14 protein-coding genes and 1 riboswitch are annotated in these 16,918 nt (G+C 66.9%); of the genes, 4 read left to right on the forward strand and 10 right to left on the reverse strand.

Annotation, left to right across the window (positions count from 1 at the left end; genetic code table 11):
• From AUCHE_RS15895 to AUCHE_RS13550, 5 genes are all read right to left on the reverse strand, one after another.
• Positions 1-3,917 (reverse strand): hypothetical protein (locus AUCHE_RS15895; protein ID WP_006503887.1); only part of this gene is annotated, 3,917 nt, incomplete at its 3' end.
• A gap of 248 nt (positions 3,918-4,165) precedes the next feature.
• On the reverse strand, positions 4,166-4,372 hold the full coding sequence (locus AUCHE_RS16805) for a hypothetical protein (RefSeq protein WP_143115252.1): 207 nt from the start codon (positions 4,370-4,372) through the stop codon (positions 4,166-4,168).
• 480 nt (positions 4,373-4,852) lie between these two features.
• Positions 4,853-5,806: an exodeoxyribonuclease III gene (locus tag AUCHE_RS13540; protein WP_006503888.1), complete on the reverse strand. Its 954-nt coding sequence runs from the start codon at positions 5,804-5,806 to the stop codon at positions 4,853-4,855.
• Between the two features lie 73 nt (positions 5,807-5,879).
• Positions 5,880-7,091 (reverse strand): hypothetical protein, encoded by a 1,212-nt coding sequence (locus tag AUCHE_RS16810; RefSeq protein ID WP_143115253.1) that lies wholly within the window; start codon positions 7,089-7,091, stop codon positions 5,880-5,882.
• 193 nt (positions 7,092-7,284) lie between these two features.
• Entirely contained in the window at positions 7,285-8,058 is a 774-nt protein-coding gene (locus tag AUCHE_RS13550) for an MOSC domain-containing protein (protein ID WP_006503889.1), read from the reverse strand.
• 32 nt (positions 8,059-8,090) lie between these two features.
• Here AUCHE_RS13550 and AUCHE_RS13555 point away from each other — a divergent pair, with 32 nt between their 5' ends.
• Positions 8,091-9,104: a DUF389 domain-containing protein gene (locus AUCHE_RS13555; protein ID WP_006503890.1), complete on the forward strand. Its 1,014-nt coding sequence runs from the start codon at positions 8,091-8,093 to the stop codon at positions 9,102-9,104.
• Here AUCHE_RS13555 and AUCHE_RS13560 read toward each other — a convergent pair.
• Positions 9,043-9,807: a sulfite exporter TauE/SafE family protein gene (locus tag AUCHE_RS13560; RefSeq protein WP_006503891.1), complete on the reverse strand. Its 765-nt coding sequence runs from the start codon at positions 9,805-9,807 to the stop codon at positions 9,043-9,045. The two genes, AUCHE_RS13555 and AUCHE_RS13560, sit on opposite strands and share 62 nt — an antisense overlap.
• A 79-nt stretch (positions 9,808-9,886) precedes the next feature.
• Positions 9,887-10,204, reverse strand: a complete 318-nt coding sequence (locus tag AUCHE_RS13565) for a rhodanese-like domain-containing protein (RefSeq protein WP_006503892.1) — start codon at positions 10,202-10,204, stop codon at positions 9,887-9,889.
• A 120-nt stretch (positions 10,205-10,324) separates the two neighbouring features.
• Between AUCHE_RS13565 and AUCHE_RS13570 the strand changes: the two genes are divergently transcribed.
• The 3 genes from AUCHE_RS13570 to AUCHE_RS13580 all read left to right on the forward strand — a co-directional run bounded on the left by AUCHE_RS13570 (position 10,325) and on the right by AUCHE_RS13580 (position 14,826).
• Complete coding sequence (locus tag AUCHE_RS13570) at positions 10,325-11,695, forward strand: MBL fold metallo-hydrolase (RefSeq protein ID WP_006503893.1); 1,371 nt, start codon at positions 10,325-10,327, stop codon at positions 11,693-11,695.
• A 43-nt stretch (positions 11,696-11,738) separates the two neighbouring features.
• Positions 11,739-11,848, forward strand: a riboswitch (TPP riboswitch).
• 74 nt (positions 11,849-11,922) lie between these two features.
• Positions 11,923-13,638, forward strand: coding sequence for a phosphomethylpyrimidine synthase ThiC (gene thiC / locus AUCHE_RS13575; protein WP_006503894.1), 1,716 nt, complete (start codon positions 11,923-11,925; stop codon positions 13,636-13,638).
• A 189-nt stretch (positions 13,639-13,827) separates the two neighbouring features.
• Positions 13,828-14,826: a zinc metalloprotease HtpX gene (locus AUCHE_RS13580; RefSeq protein ID WP_006503895.1), complete on the forward strand. Its 999-nt coding sequence runs from the start codon at positions 13,828-13,830 to the stop codon at positions 14,824-14,826.
• A 52-nt stretch (positions 14,827-14,878) separates the two neighbouring features.
• On the opposite strand, the gene AUCHE_RS13585 is transcribed toward AUCHE_RS13580, so the two are convergent.
• From AUCHE_RS13585 to AUCHE_RS13595, 3 genes are all read right to left on the reverse strand, one after another.
• Entirely contained in the window at positions 14,879-15,295 is a 417-nt protein-coding gene (locus AUCHE_RS13585; protein WP_006503896.1) for a hypothetical protein, read from the reverse strand.
• Positions 15,296-15,320: 25 nt separating this feature from the next.
• Positions 15,321-15,791: a DUF3817 domain-containing protein gene (locus tag AUCHE_RS13590; RefSeq protein ID WP_006503897.1), complete on the reverse strand. Its 471-nt coding sequence runs from the start codon at positions 15,789-15,791 to the stop codon at positions 15,321-15,323.
• A 101-nt stretch (positions 15,792-15,892) separates the two neighbouring features.
• Positions 15,893-16,900: an NADP-dependent oxidoreductase gene (locus AUCHE_RS13595; RefSeq protein WP_006503898.1), complete on the reverse strand. Its 1,008-nt coding sequence runs from the start codon at positions 16,898-16,900 to the stop codon at positions 15,893-15,895.
• Positions 16,901-16,918: the final 18 nt, after the last annotated feature.

The raw sequence follows: 16,918 nt of genomic DNA on the forward strand, positions 1-16,918 counted from the left end.
GGAGTCTCGCTCTGGAACGGAGACCCACCGCGGAAGGTCGACTCGTCCCGGGACGGGGGGTCCGGTCGGAAGGGCCCGGTCTGGAAGGGCGAACCCGACCGGAAAGGAGAGTCGCTCCGTGCCGGCTCGTCCGGTCGGAAGGGCCCGGTCTGGAGAGGTGACCCTGTCCGGAAAGGGGACCCGGTCTGGAAGGGCGGTTCGTTCCGCGCCGCCGGCTCGTCGGGGAAGAGCGTTTCCTCGCGAGGCGGGGTCGACCGCTCGGTGCGCCCGGTGCCCTGATCGGTGTCGTCCTTCGGCGACGTCGGCGGTAGGACGACCTTGGGGTTCAGGATGGTCAGGTCGGGGTCGACCGGGCCGGGACGCAGGGAGGCCGGCTTCCGCTCGGTCGGTTTCGCCATCGGTCCGGTTGCGGTCGAGGACGCGGACGGCGTCGATGCTGTCGACGGCGGTGCCGATCTGGGCTGCTCCGGTGCCGGCGGAGTCTTCTTCTCCGAGGGGCGAGCCTTCTCCGAGGGGCGAGCTGCAGGTGGTGTGGCTGCCCGATCCTTCGAAGGTGCGACGGGTCCGGCCGCGGAGGCGGCGAGTTCGGCGGCCCGCGCCGCAGCACGTTTTGCGGCTCGCGTGGGTTGCGGGGAGTCCTTGCCGGCCTGGGGGTCGGCGATCACCCGGAGAGGCGAGGTGTCCGGTTCGTCCTTCTTCTCGGTCGTGCGGCTCTTCGACCGGACTTTTTCCGCAGGCTTCTCGGTCGCTGGCTTGTTCTTCGCCGGTGGTTGTTCGGCGGGTTCGTCTGCTGCCGTGAGTTCTCGGCGGGGGGCCGACTTCGGGGGTTCGGTCTTCGGCGGTTCTGCCTTCGGGGGTTCGGTTTTCGGCGCTTCGGCCTTTTTCTCGGCCGGAGCAGGCTCCTTCTGGGGCGGGAGCGGGACTTCTGTCGTCGGTTTCTTCGTGTCGGCCGCAGATTTCTCCGGAGCCGGCGTCGTTCTCGCGCCTGGCGCGGAGACCGACGCGGGAGACGACGCGGAAGGTGACGCGGGAGACGACGCAGGGGTCGCCTGGGGCGTCGACGTGGGCCGTCCCGGGAGTTTCAACCGGCTGGGTGTGGTGATGTCTGCACCCAGCGGTGAGTCGTCGAGCAGAGGTTTCGCTGCGGCTTCGGCCGCACGGGCTGCGGCCCTGCTGGCGGCGCGGGTGGCGGCTCGGGTGGGCTGGATCTCCCACGGGCGGGGTTTCGGCTCGTCCGTAGGACGTTCGGCTGCTGAGCCGTCAGCGGCCGGGGATTTCTGCTGTTCGGTGGCGGGGGCCTTGGGCTCTTCCTTCTCGCCCCGTGCCGGTGTCTTCTCCTCCCAGTTCGCCGGACGGCCGTCGTTTTCGGGCGTGGCGTCGGCATTGCGGGGAGAGGGCGCTGCGTGCCGCGGCAATCTGGCTGGTGTGGCCTGTGGCGTCGCAGCCTTCAGGTCGGGCTGATCGGTCTGCGTCTCCGGCCGGGGGCTCTTCTGCGGCGGGTCGACGGCCTTCTGGGTGAGCGATTCGGGCCCGGTCTTCTCGTCGGTCTTCCCGACGGCTGGAGATGCGGTCGTCACTGTCGCCGGGGCGGGCCCGGCTGCTGGGGCGTCGGCTTTCGCTGAGGTCTCGGCTGCTTCGGACGGTTTTTTCTCCGGTGGTTCCGGCCGTGACTGCTGGGGCTCGGCTTTCTGTTCCGGTGATGCCTTCTGTGCTGGAGAAGCCTTGTCCGGCTCGACTTTCCGTGCTTCTTCGGCGGGCTGTTCCGGTTCGCTTCTCGTGGACGTCGGGGCGTCCGGCTGATCGTTCTTGGCCGGAGAGCCCTTCTCGGGGTCAGGAATTTCGACCTGGTCGCCGGGGAAATCGACCTTGTCGTTCCGGGGCGGGGCGGTCGCAGTCGTGAGAGGCGTATTTTCGCTCTTGTCCTGCGGCGTGGCCGGTCCGGCCGACCCTACGGCGGACTCAGTCGACTTTTCTTTTTCTGTGGGGACAACTGTCTTCGTCGCCGGTCCGGAGGCCGTCGAATCGGTGTTCTTCGTCGCCGGTTCGGAGGTCTTAGCGGTCGGCTCGGGGGTCTTCGCCTGCTGCTCGGCTGATGTCGCCGCAGGCTCCGCCGGTTTCACGTCCGGTTGCACCGCGGTTTTCGCGGTAGGTGTGGCCTTCGCAGGCTCCGCGATGGGTGCCGCTTTCGCTGTCGGCTTCGCTGCCGCTGCCGCCGCCGGCGGTTCGGACGTTTTGGTCGGCGTCTGCCCGGTGGCGCGGTCGACCACCGGTTTCACCGACGGACGGTCGCTCGTGGCCGGAGTTTCTTCCTTGCGCGGAGCTGTGTTCTTCGGCCGAGCTTCGGGGAGCGCTTCCTCGGTCTTCTTCGCATGAGCCGGGCGTCTGGCCGGGATCTTCAACCGGCTGGGTGTGGTGATGTCCGGGCCGAGCGGGGAATCGTCCGCCAGCGATTTCGCCGCCATTTCGGCGGCATATGCGGCAGCCCGCGCTGCAGCCCGGGTACTGACCCGGGTGGGTTGGGTGTCTCCCGAGCGTGTCTCTCCCGTTGCCTCGGTGGTTGCCGGTGGGCGGGATTCCTGGCGTGCAGGTGTGGTCGCAGGCTCGGCGGCGCGGAGATTCTCCGCGGGCGGCTGTTTCGCGGAGGGGGCGTCCTCGGGCTTTCGGGGTGCCTCCGGCGGTGGCGGAGCGGAGATCTTCGACCTGGTCGGCGCCCGGCGGACAGCCAGTTCTCTGGTGTCCAGGTCGCTGTCGGAGTCCTTCTGGGGGCCGGAGGGGGAGGGGCGACGGGCCGAGGCCGGCGCGAACCGGGGGTCGCCGAACCACGACGTCGAAGGCGCGGACATCGGGGGAATCGATGCACGTAGCGCGGATCGAGAGGTGGTCAGGGGTTTGTGATCCTGGTCCTGTCCCGCAGGCCCCGGCTCGGAGGATGCTTTTCGGGCTTCGGGCGCGGCGGCGGGTTTCTTCTCCTCCGGCGCAGGTCGACGTGGCGGAACCACGGTCCGGGGTTTGTCGGCGGGCGTCTTGCCCTCGGCGGGGGCGGGTGCTTCGTCCGGGGTGCTCTCCGGTCGGGCCTTGGGGGTCCGCGCGATCGGGATGGTGGACCCGGGTTCGTCCGGAGCCGGGCGGGGCGAGCCCACCGAGGACGGGGGCACCGGCGGCGCGATCAACGGTGACACCACCGGGATCGGGACACTGATCGGTGTCGATTTCTGGTCGGGGGAGCTCGTCGGGAGCGGGATGCTGATCGATGCGGAGGTGATCACCGGGGCGACCACGGGGAGGGGGATGCTGGCAGGCAGGGTCGAGATGGAACCTGAGAGCGCTGCGGACATCGATATCGACGGCGGCCCGTCTACCGACGTGGCGTCCGTCGACGCATCGTCTGCCGGTTTCTGCGCCGTGGCGGTTTCCGTGGCGGGGGGTTCGTCCTTCTGCGGGATGGTGATCCTGATGGATCTTCCGGCGGCGCTGCCGTTCTGCTCCGGCACGATTTTCGTGTTCTCGGGGAAGAGCGGCCGTCCGTTCGGTGCGGCCGTCTTCTTGCCGTTCAGGGCGGGCAGGGCCGGGAGCACCCCGGACCGGTCGTCGGACTGTTCCGTCTGCTGAGCAGGTTCTTCGGGGCGGGACGTGCGGCTGGTCGCCGCAGCGTCGTCACGTTCCGGCGCGATCGGGGGGACGATCGACAGCGCGCCGGATCGGGGGCCTCCGTTCTGGCGTGAGCGTGGGCTGAGGGCTACGCGGAGCAAGGGCGCAGTGGGGTAGTCCTCTTGCGGGATGGCGAGGTTGCTCTTGTGGGCGTCCGAGGTGAAGGTGCGCCAACCAGGGGGTGCTGCCGAGCTGTGGCGTCCTCGGCGGCGGGGGAGGTCCGGGGTCGGGCTGGTGTCAGGACGGCCCGATGGCATGTTGTCGGTCAACGGCTGTCCTTTCGCTGGAAGAGGGGGCGGATGCCGGTGTCATGCACGGAGGTACCTGACCGGTAGGGAGGGTGACGGCACGGGGAGATGCCGTCGGCGCAGTGCGCATGCTAGGCCCCGGAGGAGGATGCACGCCATAGCTGAAGGTCCGGCTGTCGTCCGGGCGCATCGGTGGGTGGGGTGGGGCGTGGAACCCGGTTCCGGTTGGCGAGGTCGAGTCGGCAGCCGGTGCGAGTCAGGGGCGTACATCATCGTCCTGTTCGCGGATCCGGTGGCGGAGCCGTGTCGGTGCGCTTGCCCACGCGAAGGGCGGTGCCGGCGGACAGGCCGGTGGCTGCTTCGTCGTACTGGTAGGACAAGTAGGGCACTCCTCGACGAACCGGGGACGACCGTCGTCGGTGGCCGGTGCAGGGTGCGGTCGGCCGGACGGTCGTATCCCGTGGGGACGTCGTCATGTTACGTCCCTGAGCGTGCGACTTGAACGCTCGTATACCTGTTCGGCGCAATTATCTTCAGCGGGAGCTGATGTTCTGAAAGAAGGCCTGGTCCTACGGCTGGGTGCTTTTTCTCCGGAGCGTCGAAGAAAGAGGGGGAGGGCTGCGCAGCCCATCTCGGCCTGGCGGAGATAGTTGACGCGTCCTTAGTCCGGTCGGTGGATATCTTTACCGGCCGGTCTGTCACGTGGCGGGGCGGGTGGCGGGGCGTTGACGGGATGCTCGGGGCCTTGTTCGGCTTGGTCCCGCAGATATGTCGCCGGGCGGCCGGTGATAGCGGATGGTGCTCGGATCCGGGCTGAAAAGTATCGACTGCGAATATAGGGGCCGCGGTGAGGTGGGTCTGTGCCAGAGAATTCGCCCCGAACGGTATATGACATCGCCTCGACCGAATGTGGCCGAGGCGATGCTTCTGAGGTGGTGCTTCCGGGGGATCCGACGTCAGGGGGCCGTGGTCGGTCGTTCCTGTTGGGTCGGGAAGTCGTAGTCGACGACGACGGGGGCGTGATCGCTCATCCGTTCTTCCCGCGAAGGGTCGCGGTCGGTTCCGCCTTCGACGGCGGCAGCGGCCAGTGCCGCCGTGGCCAGCTGGTAGTCGATCCGCCATCCGGTGTCATTGGCGAAGGCCTTGCCCATCCACGACCACCACGAGTACGGGCCCTGGGCATCGGGGTGCAGCCGACGAATGACGTCCACGAGGGTGCGGGGGCCGGTGATCTCGTCGAGCCAGGCTCGTTCTTCGGGGAGGAAACCTTCGGATTTCTGCTGGCGCTTCCAGTTGTTGATGTCCTGCGGGGTGTGGGCGATGTTGAGGTCGCCGACGAGGAGGAATTCCCGCCCTGTGGCGGCGGCAGTCTTGCGTGCTGCCGTCAGGTGTCGGGCGAAACCGGCGAGGAAGCTCATCTTCCGTTCGTACTTGGCTCCGCCGTCGGGGGCTTCGCGCATCCGCTTCGGGTCCTGCAGGTGCGCCGGCAGGCCGCCCTTGGGCAGGTAGAGGCAGGCGATGGTCAACGGCACATCGGCCAGATCGGCTTCGAGGTAGCGTCCTTCGTCGGCGAAGGCGTGCAGCTCCCGGGCGAGTTTCCCGCGCTCCTCGTGCTCGCTCATCTCGAGGTGACCGTCTCCTGGGGCGCGGACCAGCACTCCGGCACCCCAGGAGCGGATCGCTTCAGGTTTCGTCCTGGTGAGCAGGGCGACCCCGTTGCGCCCGGCGAGCTGACCGGAGTCGTAGGTCAGGTGGTAGTCGCCGAAGACTCCCTCGGGGAGGGACGCGACGGGACAACGCACCTCTTGCAGGGCAACCACATCGCAGCCGCGGGTGGCGAGCCAGTTCTCGAAGCCTCGACGCTGGGTGGCCCTGATGCCGTTGATATTGAAGGTAGCGATGCGCAACACGTCGGCAGACTATCCGGCGAGGCCGACAGCAGGCTGAATCTTTGGATGCTGGCTGACCTTGACTTCTCACTGATTACGTAAAGATCTTTCGCAGGCACTTTGTTGCTTCTGATATTTTTCTGCGGGTCAAGATGATTCCGGAGGGCTTGTCCAGTCCAAGCCGGAATTCAATCTTTCGAAGAATGAAAATGAGATATCCGGGATCTCTCTTGGTCGTATGGTAGATCCCCAGGGTTGCACAGGACAGGAGGATGATGGGGATACTCAAGGGGGGAGATATGAGGGCAACCATGAGGGAGCTGATGACGGAAAATAATGCGGGAAGGAAAATTACGGGATGTGGCCATGTTGCACCGGATCGCCCATGGGATAAGTTCAATATATGATTCTCGGCCGTGCTCTCGATGAGGTTTATCTGACTGATAACGGTCAGGGCAGCGAGGGAGATGGTGATGCCGGCGATTTCGCCCAGTCGAGTTGTCGATCCACTTTGGCTGTAAATTGCCAGCGGGATTCCCAGGAGTGGCAGCGCATCCCAGATGATCACCCACTTGATGGGAAACGTTTTTTGCCAAGATATTTCGGTCAGTGGCTTTGTGGGAAGCTGTGGGGAATTTACTACCGATTTTCGGTAGGTGCGGAGCGCTGACCGAAGATTTTTCTCCCTGATCGATGCCTCGGTTTGGGCAATTTTCCGACTTTCAGCCGACTCGTCGGCAAGCCTGCTCAGCGTTGCGCACAGGAAGGCTGAAGCTACTGGAATGATGGTGTTGAGCGACCGTGGGTCCTCTGGTGAGGGTGAGATTTCAGTAAGAAGCCATGAAGCTATGCACCCAAAGAGAAGGGTGAATGAGACGGTTTTATCGATCATGATGGGGATGCTGGTGCCGACATGTGGCATGGTGCGTGTTGTTTTGCGTGGCCTTGAGCCTGCTGAAACCGAGATAAAAATGGCGACCATGACTGCATCCAGGGCTAAGACTGTTGCGGCAGGCTGAAGGCCGTCTGCAGTCTTTTTTCCGAGAGATTCATGCCATGAGTTGATTGCGCCGGTGGTGTCACCTGCATGTTTGATGATGCTGATCATGAGTGTTGTTGCTATTGCTACTACCAACCCTCCTAATGACATCGCGAGGATTTGGTATCCGATCTTCTTCATCTCATTGCGGGTCTCCGTCAGTTGCTTGTCGCGGCCATATATCCGCACCGGGGGGAGGTCAGAAGTTTTGAAATAATTTTTCCTTTTTAGGAAGTTTAACTGGTTTATCCTTTTTGGGTTTTCCATGGGTCATATTTTGCCAGCGAGATCGCCCGCATCTCAGGGCCTCTGTTCCTGGATCAGGAGCGAAGCCTCCGACAGCTATGAAGATTCGGACGGAAGCGCCTGCAATACCTCAGCCGGCTCGTCGGCCGATCTGTCAAGAAATGGCGCCAATTTATTCAGGGAACATTCGGCGCACATGGTCAGGAGCCCGCTCTCAATCGGCCGGGCCGAAGATCCGTGCTTTCTCCGAGTCCTCGTCGACCGGTTTGCCCTCCAGTCGCTTGCGCAGGTCGGCGCGCCATTTCTCGGGAAGTGTCGCATTGCCGACGAGCTCGCGGGCTCCGGTCAGGTCCGTCGGGGTGTTCATCACCCGGGAGACCAATGCGACCGTCGGCTGACGGGCATCGCTGTCGACCAGTCGCACCTGGTCGCCTCTACGGATCGTCCCTGGGGTGAGCACTCGTAGGTACCAACCGCTCCACCCGGTGTCCTGGACATGTCGCACCAGATCGGGTGCCTCCCACCGTCGGGCGAGTTTGAAACAGGGCCTGCGGGGTTGGGTGACCTGGAGGGTTGCCGAACCGACCTGCCAGATGTCTGCGAGTCGGACGCTGTTCTCGTCGACGAGAGGGAGACCACCGGTGTCGACGCCCGGGCCGGTCGACCCGCGGGGCCAGTCGCTCCCCGGCGGCGGGGCGAGGGTCAGGTTCTCGAAGAAGGCGCCGCGGGGCAGGTCCAACCCGTACCGGTCCGCCCACGATCGGTAATGATGACCGGCGTAGGCGAGGACGGCTTTGTCCGGTCCTCCGTGATGTCGCAGATCGGCCTGTTCGTCGCCGTCCGGGCCGGTCGGTCCGATCTCGACCGGGCCGGGTGCCTCGTCCTTCACCGCACCGCTGGCGATATCGCGTCCGGCCCACCGGTGCACGCGGACCCGTCCGATCCTGATGCTGTCCACAAGGGCGACGACCGTCGGTGGAGAAGCCATATCCGCATCGTTCCACACGCGATGATGGCGGCATGCTCGTCCATTTGCGTCTCGTCGTGCCGCCGCAGCTGGCGGACGAGACCCGCGCCCTACTGCTCGCCGAGACCTATGCCACCAATGTGACCTGGGCTGATGGCCAGTCGATCCGGCCACCTGGGGCTTTGGTGGGTGTCGACGTCACCCGGGAGACCGCCGACGAATTGATCGACCGGCTCATCGGGCTCGGCCTGGCCGGTGAGGGCGCGATCTCGGTGACGACGCCCGAGGCGACGCCGTTCGACGAAGCGGAGCGGCTCGACGAAGCAGCCCGAGGTGAACCCGACGACAGTGTGTTGTGGAGTGTCGTCATCGATCAGGCGACAGCGGCCGCGCAGGGATCGTGGACCTTCTACGCCTTCCTCGTCCTGGCCACGGTTCTCGCCGGGGTCGCCGTGCTCACCGATTCACCGATCCTGGTGGTCGGGGCGATGGTCGTCGGCCCGGACTTCGGTCCGGTGGGTGCTTTCTGCGCGGGGGTCGTCCTCCGCAGGTGGAAGCTGGCCCTGCGGGCGGCGCGGCTGCTCACCGTCGGCTACCTGTGGGCTGTCCTGCTGGTGGCCGGCCTGGCCTTGCTGGGTCGGTTCGCCGGAGTGGTCACCCCGGCGATGGTCGCTGCGGATCGTCCGATGACCGGGTTCATCTGGCGGCCGGACCTGTGGTCGGTGATCGTCGCGGTCGTCGCCGGCATCGTGGGTTCCTTGGCCCTGGCCACGGAGAAGTCCAACACCTTGGTGGGGGTGTTCATCGCGGTGACGACGATCCCCGCGGCAGGGAATCTGGCGGTCGCTTCGGCGACGGGAGTGACCGATGAAATGGTCGGCAGCGCGACTCAGCTGGTGGTCAACATCATCGGGATGCTCGTCGGGGGCATCGCGACCCTGTGGGTCGAACGGGTCGCGGGTGACCGGTTCCACCTGCGACCGGCGACGAAGGTCGGTGCGTGGCTCAGAGCTGCGGGACGTTCATGGCGAGCACATAGGCCGCCACGACGAAGAGCAGGACGCTGAACGCGGCGGTGAGATGACGGGGATCGACCCGGGCCGCGATCCGACCCCCCAGCAGGCTGCCCAGCGCGCCGAAGAAACTGAAGACGAGGATCAGCGGCCATTCGATCTCCACACCGCCGGTGACCCGGGCACCCAAGGCGACCAGGCTGTTCACCACGATGACCACCAAGGAGGTGCCGACTGCGGCGGGCATCGGGAAACCCAGGACGAGCACCAGCGCGGGGACCACGGCGAAACCTCCACCGACGCCGAAGAACCCGGTCAGCAGGCCCACTGCGGTCGCGGCCAGTACGACGGCTCCGACTCCTCGTCGGTCGCCCTCCCCAGGGGCGCTGGCCCCGGTGAGCGCGCGCCGCGCCATCAGGGTGCCGACGGCGAGCAGCAGCACCCCGAAGGCTGTCATCAGGATCACGGCGGGCACGGCGATGGACAGTTTGGAACCGGCCAGTGATCCGACGACTCCGAAGAGGCCGAAGAGCAGACCGTCCTTGAACCGGACGTTTCCGCGGGAGTGGTGGCTGAGTACTCCGACCGATGAGATCAAGGACACGATGACCAGCGACCCGGCGGTTGCGGCGGTGGGGGACTGTCCGAGCAGGTAGACGAGGATCGGCACCGTCAGGATGGCGCCGCCGCCGCCGAGTGCGCCCAGGATCAGGCCGACCAGCAGCCCGAAGGGGGCGATGACGAGGAGATCGTTCACCGTCGGTCCTGTCGGTCGGGGCCCGTGGTCGGTGCGGTGACGAGGGTGGACACCGGTGCTTCAGCCTCCTGGTCGATGGTCAGCGTGGTGACATGCCGTGCACGACCGGTCGACCCGACTGGATCCATCCGTTCGTCCCGCCTTGGACGGAGACGGCGTCGTGTCCGGCGTTCGTCAGCAAGGTGGTGGCCGCCTTGGAACGGTTCCCACTGGCGCAGATGACGTATACCACACCGCCAGAAGGGATTTCGGAGAGGTGTCCGGCTAGGCGGGACAGGGGTGCCGTCATGGCGCCCGGCACGTGACCTCCGGCGTACTCATTCGGCTCACGGACGTCGACGACCGTGGCCCCCTCGGAGTGGGCTCGGGCCAGGTCGTCGATGGTGCACTCGCGCATCTGCTGCTCCGTTCGTGAAGGCCTTCCGGCGATCGGACCTTGTTCGCAAGATACCCCCGGGGGTATCTTGCGAACAAGGGGAGAGCAACTCGGGGCGGCCGAGAACTCAAGGAGGGGACCATGATCTTCACCCAGTACTACCTGGACTGTCTCTCACAGGCGTCCTACCTGATCGCCGACGAAACCAGCAGACGAGCCGTCATCGTCGACCCACGCCGCGACATCGAGGACTACCTCACCGCCGCCCGCGACGCCGACCTACAGATCATCGGCATCATCAACACCCATTTCCACGCCGACTTCGTCTCCGGACACCTCGAACTCGCCCAGGCCACCGGCGCCTGGATCGGCTACGGGCACCACGCCAACCCAGAATTCGACTTCCGACCGCTCCACCACGACGACCGCATCGACCTCGGCGGCGTCCACCTGAAAATCCTGGAAACCCCAGGACACACCCCCGAATCCATCAGCGTCCTCGTCCACGAACACGCAGACGACACCACCCCCTACGGCGTCCTCACCGGCGACGCCCTCTTCATCGGCGACGTCGGCCGACCCGACCTGCTCGCCTCCGAAGGCACCACCGCCGACGAACTCGCCCGCAAGCTCTACCACTCCATCCAGAAAATCCTGATGAGCCTGCCCGACGAGGTCCGCGTCTTCCCCGCCCACGGCGCAGGATCAGCCTGCGGCAAGAACCTCTCCACCGAAAAACAATCCACCATCGGTGAACAACGACGCACCAACTACGCCTGCACCCCCATGAGCGAGGACGACTTCGTCGACATCGTCACCGAAGGCCAACCCACCGCACCGGCCTACTTCACCTTCGACGCCACCCTCAACAAACGACAACGGCCCCTCCGCGACCCCCACACGACGATCCCCGCCCTCACCGACGAACAGATCGACAACGCCCTCGCCGACGGCGCCGTCATCCACGACGCCCGACCGGCATCCGAGTACACCTCCGGACACCTCCACGGATCGGTGAACGTCCCCACCGACGGACGCATGGCCGAAACCGCAGGCATGCTCTTCCCACCTCGGCAACACTTCGTCCTCGCCACCCCCGAAGGCCTCGAACAGGACACCGCCATGCGCCTGGCCCGCATCGGATACGACCAGGTCATCGGCTACATCCCACAGATCGAGGACTACCTCGCCCGCCACGCAGACCACGTCGACCACGCCGCCAAGATCCCCGCGGACCACACCGACCGGCTCGACGCGGACACCCAACTCCTCGACATCCGCAACCCCGGCGAAGTCGCCCAAGGCATGATTCCCGGCGCCACCCACATCCCCCTGCCCCAACTGGCCGAACGCCAAACAGAACTCGACCCAAGCCGCCCCACCGTCGTCTACTGCGCCGGAGGCTGGCGCTCCCACGTCGGAGCAAGCTACCTCCGCAGCCGAGGATTCACCGACGTCGCCGACATCACCGGCGGGTACAACGCCTGGGCGGCCGAACACCACAAGGTCTGAACCGCTCGCGCTGCAGGAGAACCCACCTTCGGGCTAAGGTGGGCAGGTCGACCACGGGAGCCCGCGGCAGCGGGCTGAGAAAGGGCTGGAGCCGCCCTGACCGTCATACCTGATCCGGGTCATACCGGCGGAGGGACGTCCGGCCGACCCGGAGGCAGGGCCCCGCCCACCCACCAGGTCACGGTGCTTCTGCGCACGGCATACCCGGCCGAGCGGAAGCGAGCGTCATGACTAGTCAGATCAGCACACCCAGCCACCTGACCGCCGTGCACGACACCCACGAACGGGTCATGATCCCCGTGCCCCAACCCACCGGACAGGGCATGGACGGCCGACCCGGGATGCACACCCCGGTCGCCCGGGTCCACCTCACCAACGGCGAGACCTTCGACCGCTACACCACCACCGGCCCCGGATCGGACCCCCGCCACGGCCTGGACGCCCTCCGCACCGACTGGATCACCCAGCGGGAGGACACCGAGACCTACCCCGGGCGGGCCCGGGCGCTCGCCGACGACGGACGTTCCGCGGTGCGACGCGGTGAGGCCTCGCAATGCTGGCAGGGGCCGCGCCGGGAACCGCTGCGCGCCCGTCATGGCCGCAGGGTCACCCAGATGCATTACGCCCGAAGCGGTCTCATCACCCCGGAGATGCGCTACGTCGCCGCGCGGGAAGGGCTCCCCGTCGAGCTGATCCGCGACGAGATCGCCGCCGGGCGTGCCATCCTCCCGGCCAATGTCAACCATCCGGAGTCCGAACCGATGATCATCGGCCGGAAATTCCTCGTGAAGGTCAACGCGAATATCGGCAACTCCGCCGTCACCAGTTCCATCGCCGAAGAGGTCGACAAGCTCACCTGGGCGATCACCTGGGGCGCCGATACGGTCATGGACCTGTCGACCGGTGAGGACATCCACACCACCCGCGAGTGGATCCTGCGTAATTCACCGGTGCCGATCGGGACGGTGCCGATCTACCAGGCCCTGGAAAAGGTCGACGGTATCGCCGAAGACCTCAGCTGGGAGATCTTCCGTGACACCGTCGTCGAACAGTGCGAACAGGGCGTCGACTACATGACGATCCACGCCGGGGTATTGCGAGCCCACGTGCCGCTCACCTCACGTCGGGTCACCGGGATCGTCTCCCGGGGCGGGTCGATCATGGCCGGATGGATGCTCGCCCACCAGCAGGAATCATTCCTGTACGAACACTTCGACGAGCTCTGCGAGATCTTCGCCCGGTACGACGTGGCCTTCTCCCTCGGCGACGGGTTACGCCCCGGTTCCACCGCTGACGCCTGCGACGAGGCCCAACTGGCCGAGCTGCGTACGCTCGCCGAACTGACCCGGCGGGCATGGGCCTACGACGTGCAGGTCATGGTCGAAGGGCCCGGGCACATCCCGTTGCATCGGGTCGTCGAGAACGTGGAGATCCAACAGGTCCTGTGCGACGGTGCGCCCTTCTACACCCTCGGCCCGTTGGTCACCGACATCGCGCCCGGTTACGACCACATCACCTCGGCGATCGGTGCCGCCACCATCGCCATGGGCGGCACCGCCATGCTCTGTTATGTCACCCCCAAGGAGCATCTCGGCCTGCCGAACCGCGACGACGTCAAGACCGGCGTCGTCACCTACAAACTCGCCGCCCACGCCGCCGATATCGCCAAGGGCCATCCGGGCGCACAGGCCTGGGACGACGCGATGAGCCGGGCCCGCTTCGAATTCCGGTGGCGCGACCAGTTCGCCTTGGCGCTCGACCCGGCGACCGCGCAGGCCTTCCACGACGAGACCCTCCCGGCGGAACCGGCGAAGGAAGCGAGGTTCTGTTCGATGTGCGGGCCGAAGTTCTGCTCCATGAGGATCAGCGCCGACATCCGGCAGACCTACGGTGAGGCGCGCGAAGACCACGCCACGGTCGTACGGCCGGCCCCGGGAATCTGACCGACCCACTCGGGGGCCATCGACAGGCCGGGGCAGCACTTCCGTCGTCGTCGGCGAGTAAGAGCTCTTCGCCTGTCGGCGACGGGCGCTCGCGGCCGACGAGCCCGGTCTCCGATGGGGGAACCATCGCACGTTGTTTAAAGTTGTCGACAAATTCGGGGAACGACGGGGACACAAGGACGGCAGACCATGACGAGCTCACCGCTCAGCGGGCTGAAAGTCGCATGGAAGTGGCGCAGCATCGAGGGTATGCATGTGAGTTCCGTGGTGACCCTGTTGGCGGCCGCGCCGTGGACTGCTCTGGGATTCGTGGCCTTCGTCTGCCTGGGAATGCTCGTCGACCTGGTGCGACCAGGCTCCGGGGAGACCGTGCTGTGGAGCCTCGTCCTGGTCTGGCTGCTCTCCGGGGTGACGGCATGGCAACCGGCCGGGGAGAACATCCTGGCGAAAGTGCTCTTCGGCTGGCGTCGGCCCACGCCCGGCGAACTGGAAGAGCTGACCCCGGCCTGGCATGCCGTCACCGCACGGGCCGGGGTCGACCCCGCCGTGTATTCGGTGTGGATCGCCGACCTGAAGTACGCCAATGCCGCCGCTGCCGGGGGGCACATGATCTCGGTGACCACCGGGGCGATGAGGACATTGGACCAGTCCAGGCTGGAAGCCGTCCTCGCCCACGAACTGGGCCACCATCAGGCCGGTCCTACCTGGCCGAGCAGGCTCGCCGTCTGGTACGCGATGCCCGGACGGTGGGTCGCCCGGTTGGTGACCTGGGGTTTCCGCCAGGTCCTGGGGGTCGTCTCCCGGCACACGTCCAAGGTGGAACTCAGCGGGAATCTCCGGGCCGCCGCGCGGATGCTCTCGTTGCTGGTGCCGGTGTGGGTGGCGCTCCTGGCCATGCAGATCGTCTTCACGATCAACCCGGCCTGGCTGGTCGTGCCGGTGATTCCTCTGGCCGCGGCCTTCTTCAACCGGTACGCCGCGCTGTACGCCGACAGTTTCGCCGTGCAGATCGGGTACGGGCCCCTTCTGCGTGAAGCCCTCCAGCAGTTCCAGGCCGCCGGCTGCGACACCGCCGCCGAACAGGCCGGGATGCGGGCTGCGCTGTTCGCGACCCACCCCACCTGCCGGACGAGGATCCAGGGCATCGACCGTCAGCTCGAAGCCGGGCAGGACCGGTCGGTCGGCTGACATCCGGCGAATTCACCGACGTCCACCGGATGCCGATGGGCCGGGCGGCAGGTCAGTGCCCTTCGAGCTCTTCCCGATGCCGACGGGCCGGGACGAAGACCTTCGTCGCCAGCAGCTCCGGCATGGGGGCGGCCCCTGGTCCGCCGGCCTCCACCCAGGCGATGACGAGATCGGCTTCGACGTCGGTGACCCGGCAGAGCCACACCGGGCGTCCACCGTCGCGGCGTCCGAGCGCCGAAGGCCGGACGACCACGACGTCGGCGTCGGCACAAGGCCCCAGGCAGTTGGCGACGGTGACGGTGCCTTCGACGGCGGCCGCTGCGGCACGGAAACGGTCGAGGCGTTCGACGGCCTCCGCATCGCGGCGACCGTAGCCGTCACGGGCGCAACAACAGCCGTGACAGACGGTCAGCCCGCAGGCATCCGGCGGCGGGGCCGGACGGCGTCGGGTTTTCTTCGCACGGCTCACCGTTCGTCGTCCTCGCGGGCGGGGATCAACTGAACCATCGGGTCGGGGGCCCCGCGCTCAACAAGGCTGCGAAGACCACGGTGACCGTGACGATCCCGATGAGCCCGGCCTGGATCGGGCGACGCACCGCCAGACCGACCAGGCGTTCCTGGCCGTTGCCGGGCTCCTCGGCGTGCAGCCGCCACGTCTGGCCGAGCAGGTCGCGGCGCTCGGCGTACCGTTCGAAGGGCACCGTCGCATACGGGAGCACCGAAGAACCCAACCCCAGGGCCAGGTCGCGGACCGTCCACCGCTGGTCGACGGCGATCAGCACGGTGACCAGGCAGTAGGCCAAGAAGACGAAACCGTGGACGCCGCCTCCGATCCGGGACCCGACTTCGCCCAGATCCAGTAGGTACTTACCGGCCATTCCCAGCAGGAGCAGGGTCCAGGTGACCATCTCGGCGAGGGCCAGGGCCCGGTAGAGCCGGGCGGGTCGGGACACGACGGCAGACATGGGGCCCTTTCGGGTCGTACGGCAGAATTTCCCATTTTGGCATCAGGTGCCGGTGGCGTGGCCGGTCCGACGACCCGTGGACGGACCGGCCACGCGACAGGTCAGAGCCGGACGAGCATCTTGCCGGTGTTCGCACCGGCCAGCAGGTCGATGAAGGCCTGCGGTGCCTCGTCCAGGCCGTCCCGGAAGGTCTCGTCGTAGCGGATCTGGCCGGAGGCGACCCACGGCGCGACCTCCTGGACGAACTGCTCCCGCATGTCGGCGTACTGGCCGACGATGAAGCCGCGCAAGGTCAGCTGGCGGCCGATGACCGCCGTCAGGTTGCGCGGGCCCGGTGCCGGCTCGGTGGCGTTGTACTGGGAGATGGCCCCGCACATCGCGACCCGGCCGTTGAGTTTGAGGTGGCCGATCGCGGCCTCGAGGTGCTCCCCGCCCACATTGTCGAAGTAGACGTCGATGCCTTCCGGGGCCACCTGCTGCAGGCGGTCGGCGACCGGGCCGTCGTGGTAGTCGAAGGCGGCGTCGAAACCGAGTTCGAGCAGGCGGGCGACCTTCTCCGGGGTGCCGGCGCTGCCGACCACCCGGGATGCACCCTTGAGGCGGGCGAGCTGCCCGACCAGGGAACCCACCGCGCCAGCCGCTCCGGAGACGAAGACGGCGTCACCGGCGCGGAATCCGGCGGCGGCGAGCAGCCCGGCGTAGGCGGTCAGTCCGGGCATCCCCAGGACGCCCAGGTAGGCCGATGCCGGCACCGAGCGGGTGTCCACCGGGGTGGCCTCCTCGGCCGGCAGCACGGCATGCTCCCGCCAGCCCAGGCTGTGTACGACCATCGTGCCCGCCGGCAGGGCGTCGCTGGTCGAGGCGATTACCTCGCCGACCGCGCCGCCCTGCAGGGGCTCGTCGATCTGGAACGGCGGGATGTAGGACTTCGTGTCGTTCATCCGGCCGCGCATGTACGGGTCGACCGACATCACCCGGTTGGCGACCACCACGTGGTGGGCCCCCATCTCGGGCAGTTCGGCGTCCTCCACACGGAAGTTCTCCGGCGTGGGCCGCCCCTGCGGGCGGGAGGCCAGGACGACCTGGCGGGTGCTGGTGGGGATACTCACGGATTTCCTCTTCTCGTC

It is taken from the genome of Austwickia chelonae NBRC 105200 (assembly GCF_000298175.1).
In the GTDB taxonomy this organism is placed as follows: domain Bacteria; phylum Actinomycetota; class Actinomycetes; order Actinomycetales; family Dermatophilaceae; genus Austwickia; species Austwickia chelonae.

Excerpts from the sequence above, each read along its gene's own strand:
- AUCHE_RS16805 (WP_143115252.1), bottom strand. The coding sequence starts at position 4,372 with ATGACGACGTCCCCACGGGATACGACCGTCCGGCCGACCGCACCCTGC.
- AUCHE_RS13570 (WP_006503893.1), top strand. The coding sequence starts at position 10,325 with ATGATCTTCACCCAGTACTACCTGGACTGTCTCTCACAGGCGTCCTAC.
- AUCHE_RS13565 (WP_006503892.1), bottom strand. The coding sequence starts at position 10,204 with ATGCGCGAGTGCACCATCGACGACCTGGCCCGAGCCCACTCCGAGGGG.
- AUCHE_RS13590 (WP_006503897.1), bottom strand. The coding sequence starts at position 15,791 with ATGTCTGCCGTCGTGTCCCGACCCGCCCGGCTCTACCGGGCCCTGGCC.
- AUCHE_RS16810 (WP_143115253.1), bottom strand. The coding sequence starts at position 7,091 with ATGGAAAACCCAAAAAGGATAAACCAGTTAAACTTCCTAAAAAGGAAA.
- AUCHE_RS13550 (WP_006503889.1), bottom strand. The coding sequence starts at position 8,058 with ATGGCTTCTCCACCGACGGTCGTCGCCCTTGTGGACAGCATCAGGATC.
- AUCHE_RS13580 (WP_006503895.1), top strand. The coding sequence starts at position 13,828 with ATGACGAGCTCACCGCTCAGCGGGCTGAAAGTCGCATGGAAGTGGCGC.
- AUCHE_RS13555 (WP_006503890.1), top strand. The coding sequence starts at position 8,091 with ATGCTCGTCCATTTGCGTCTCGTCGTGCCGCCGCAGCTGGCGGACGAG.
- thiC (WP_006503894.1), top strand. The coding sequence starts at position 11,923 with ATGACTAGTCAGATCAGCACACCCAGCCACCTGACCGCCGTGCACGAC.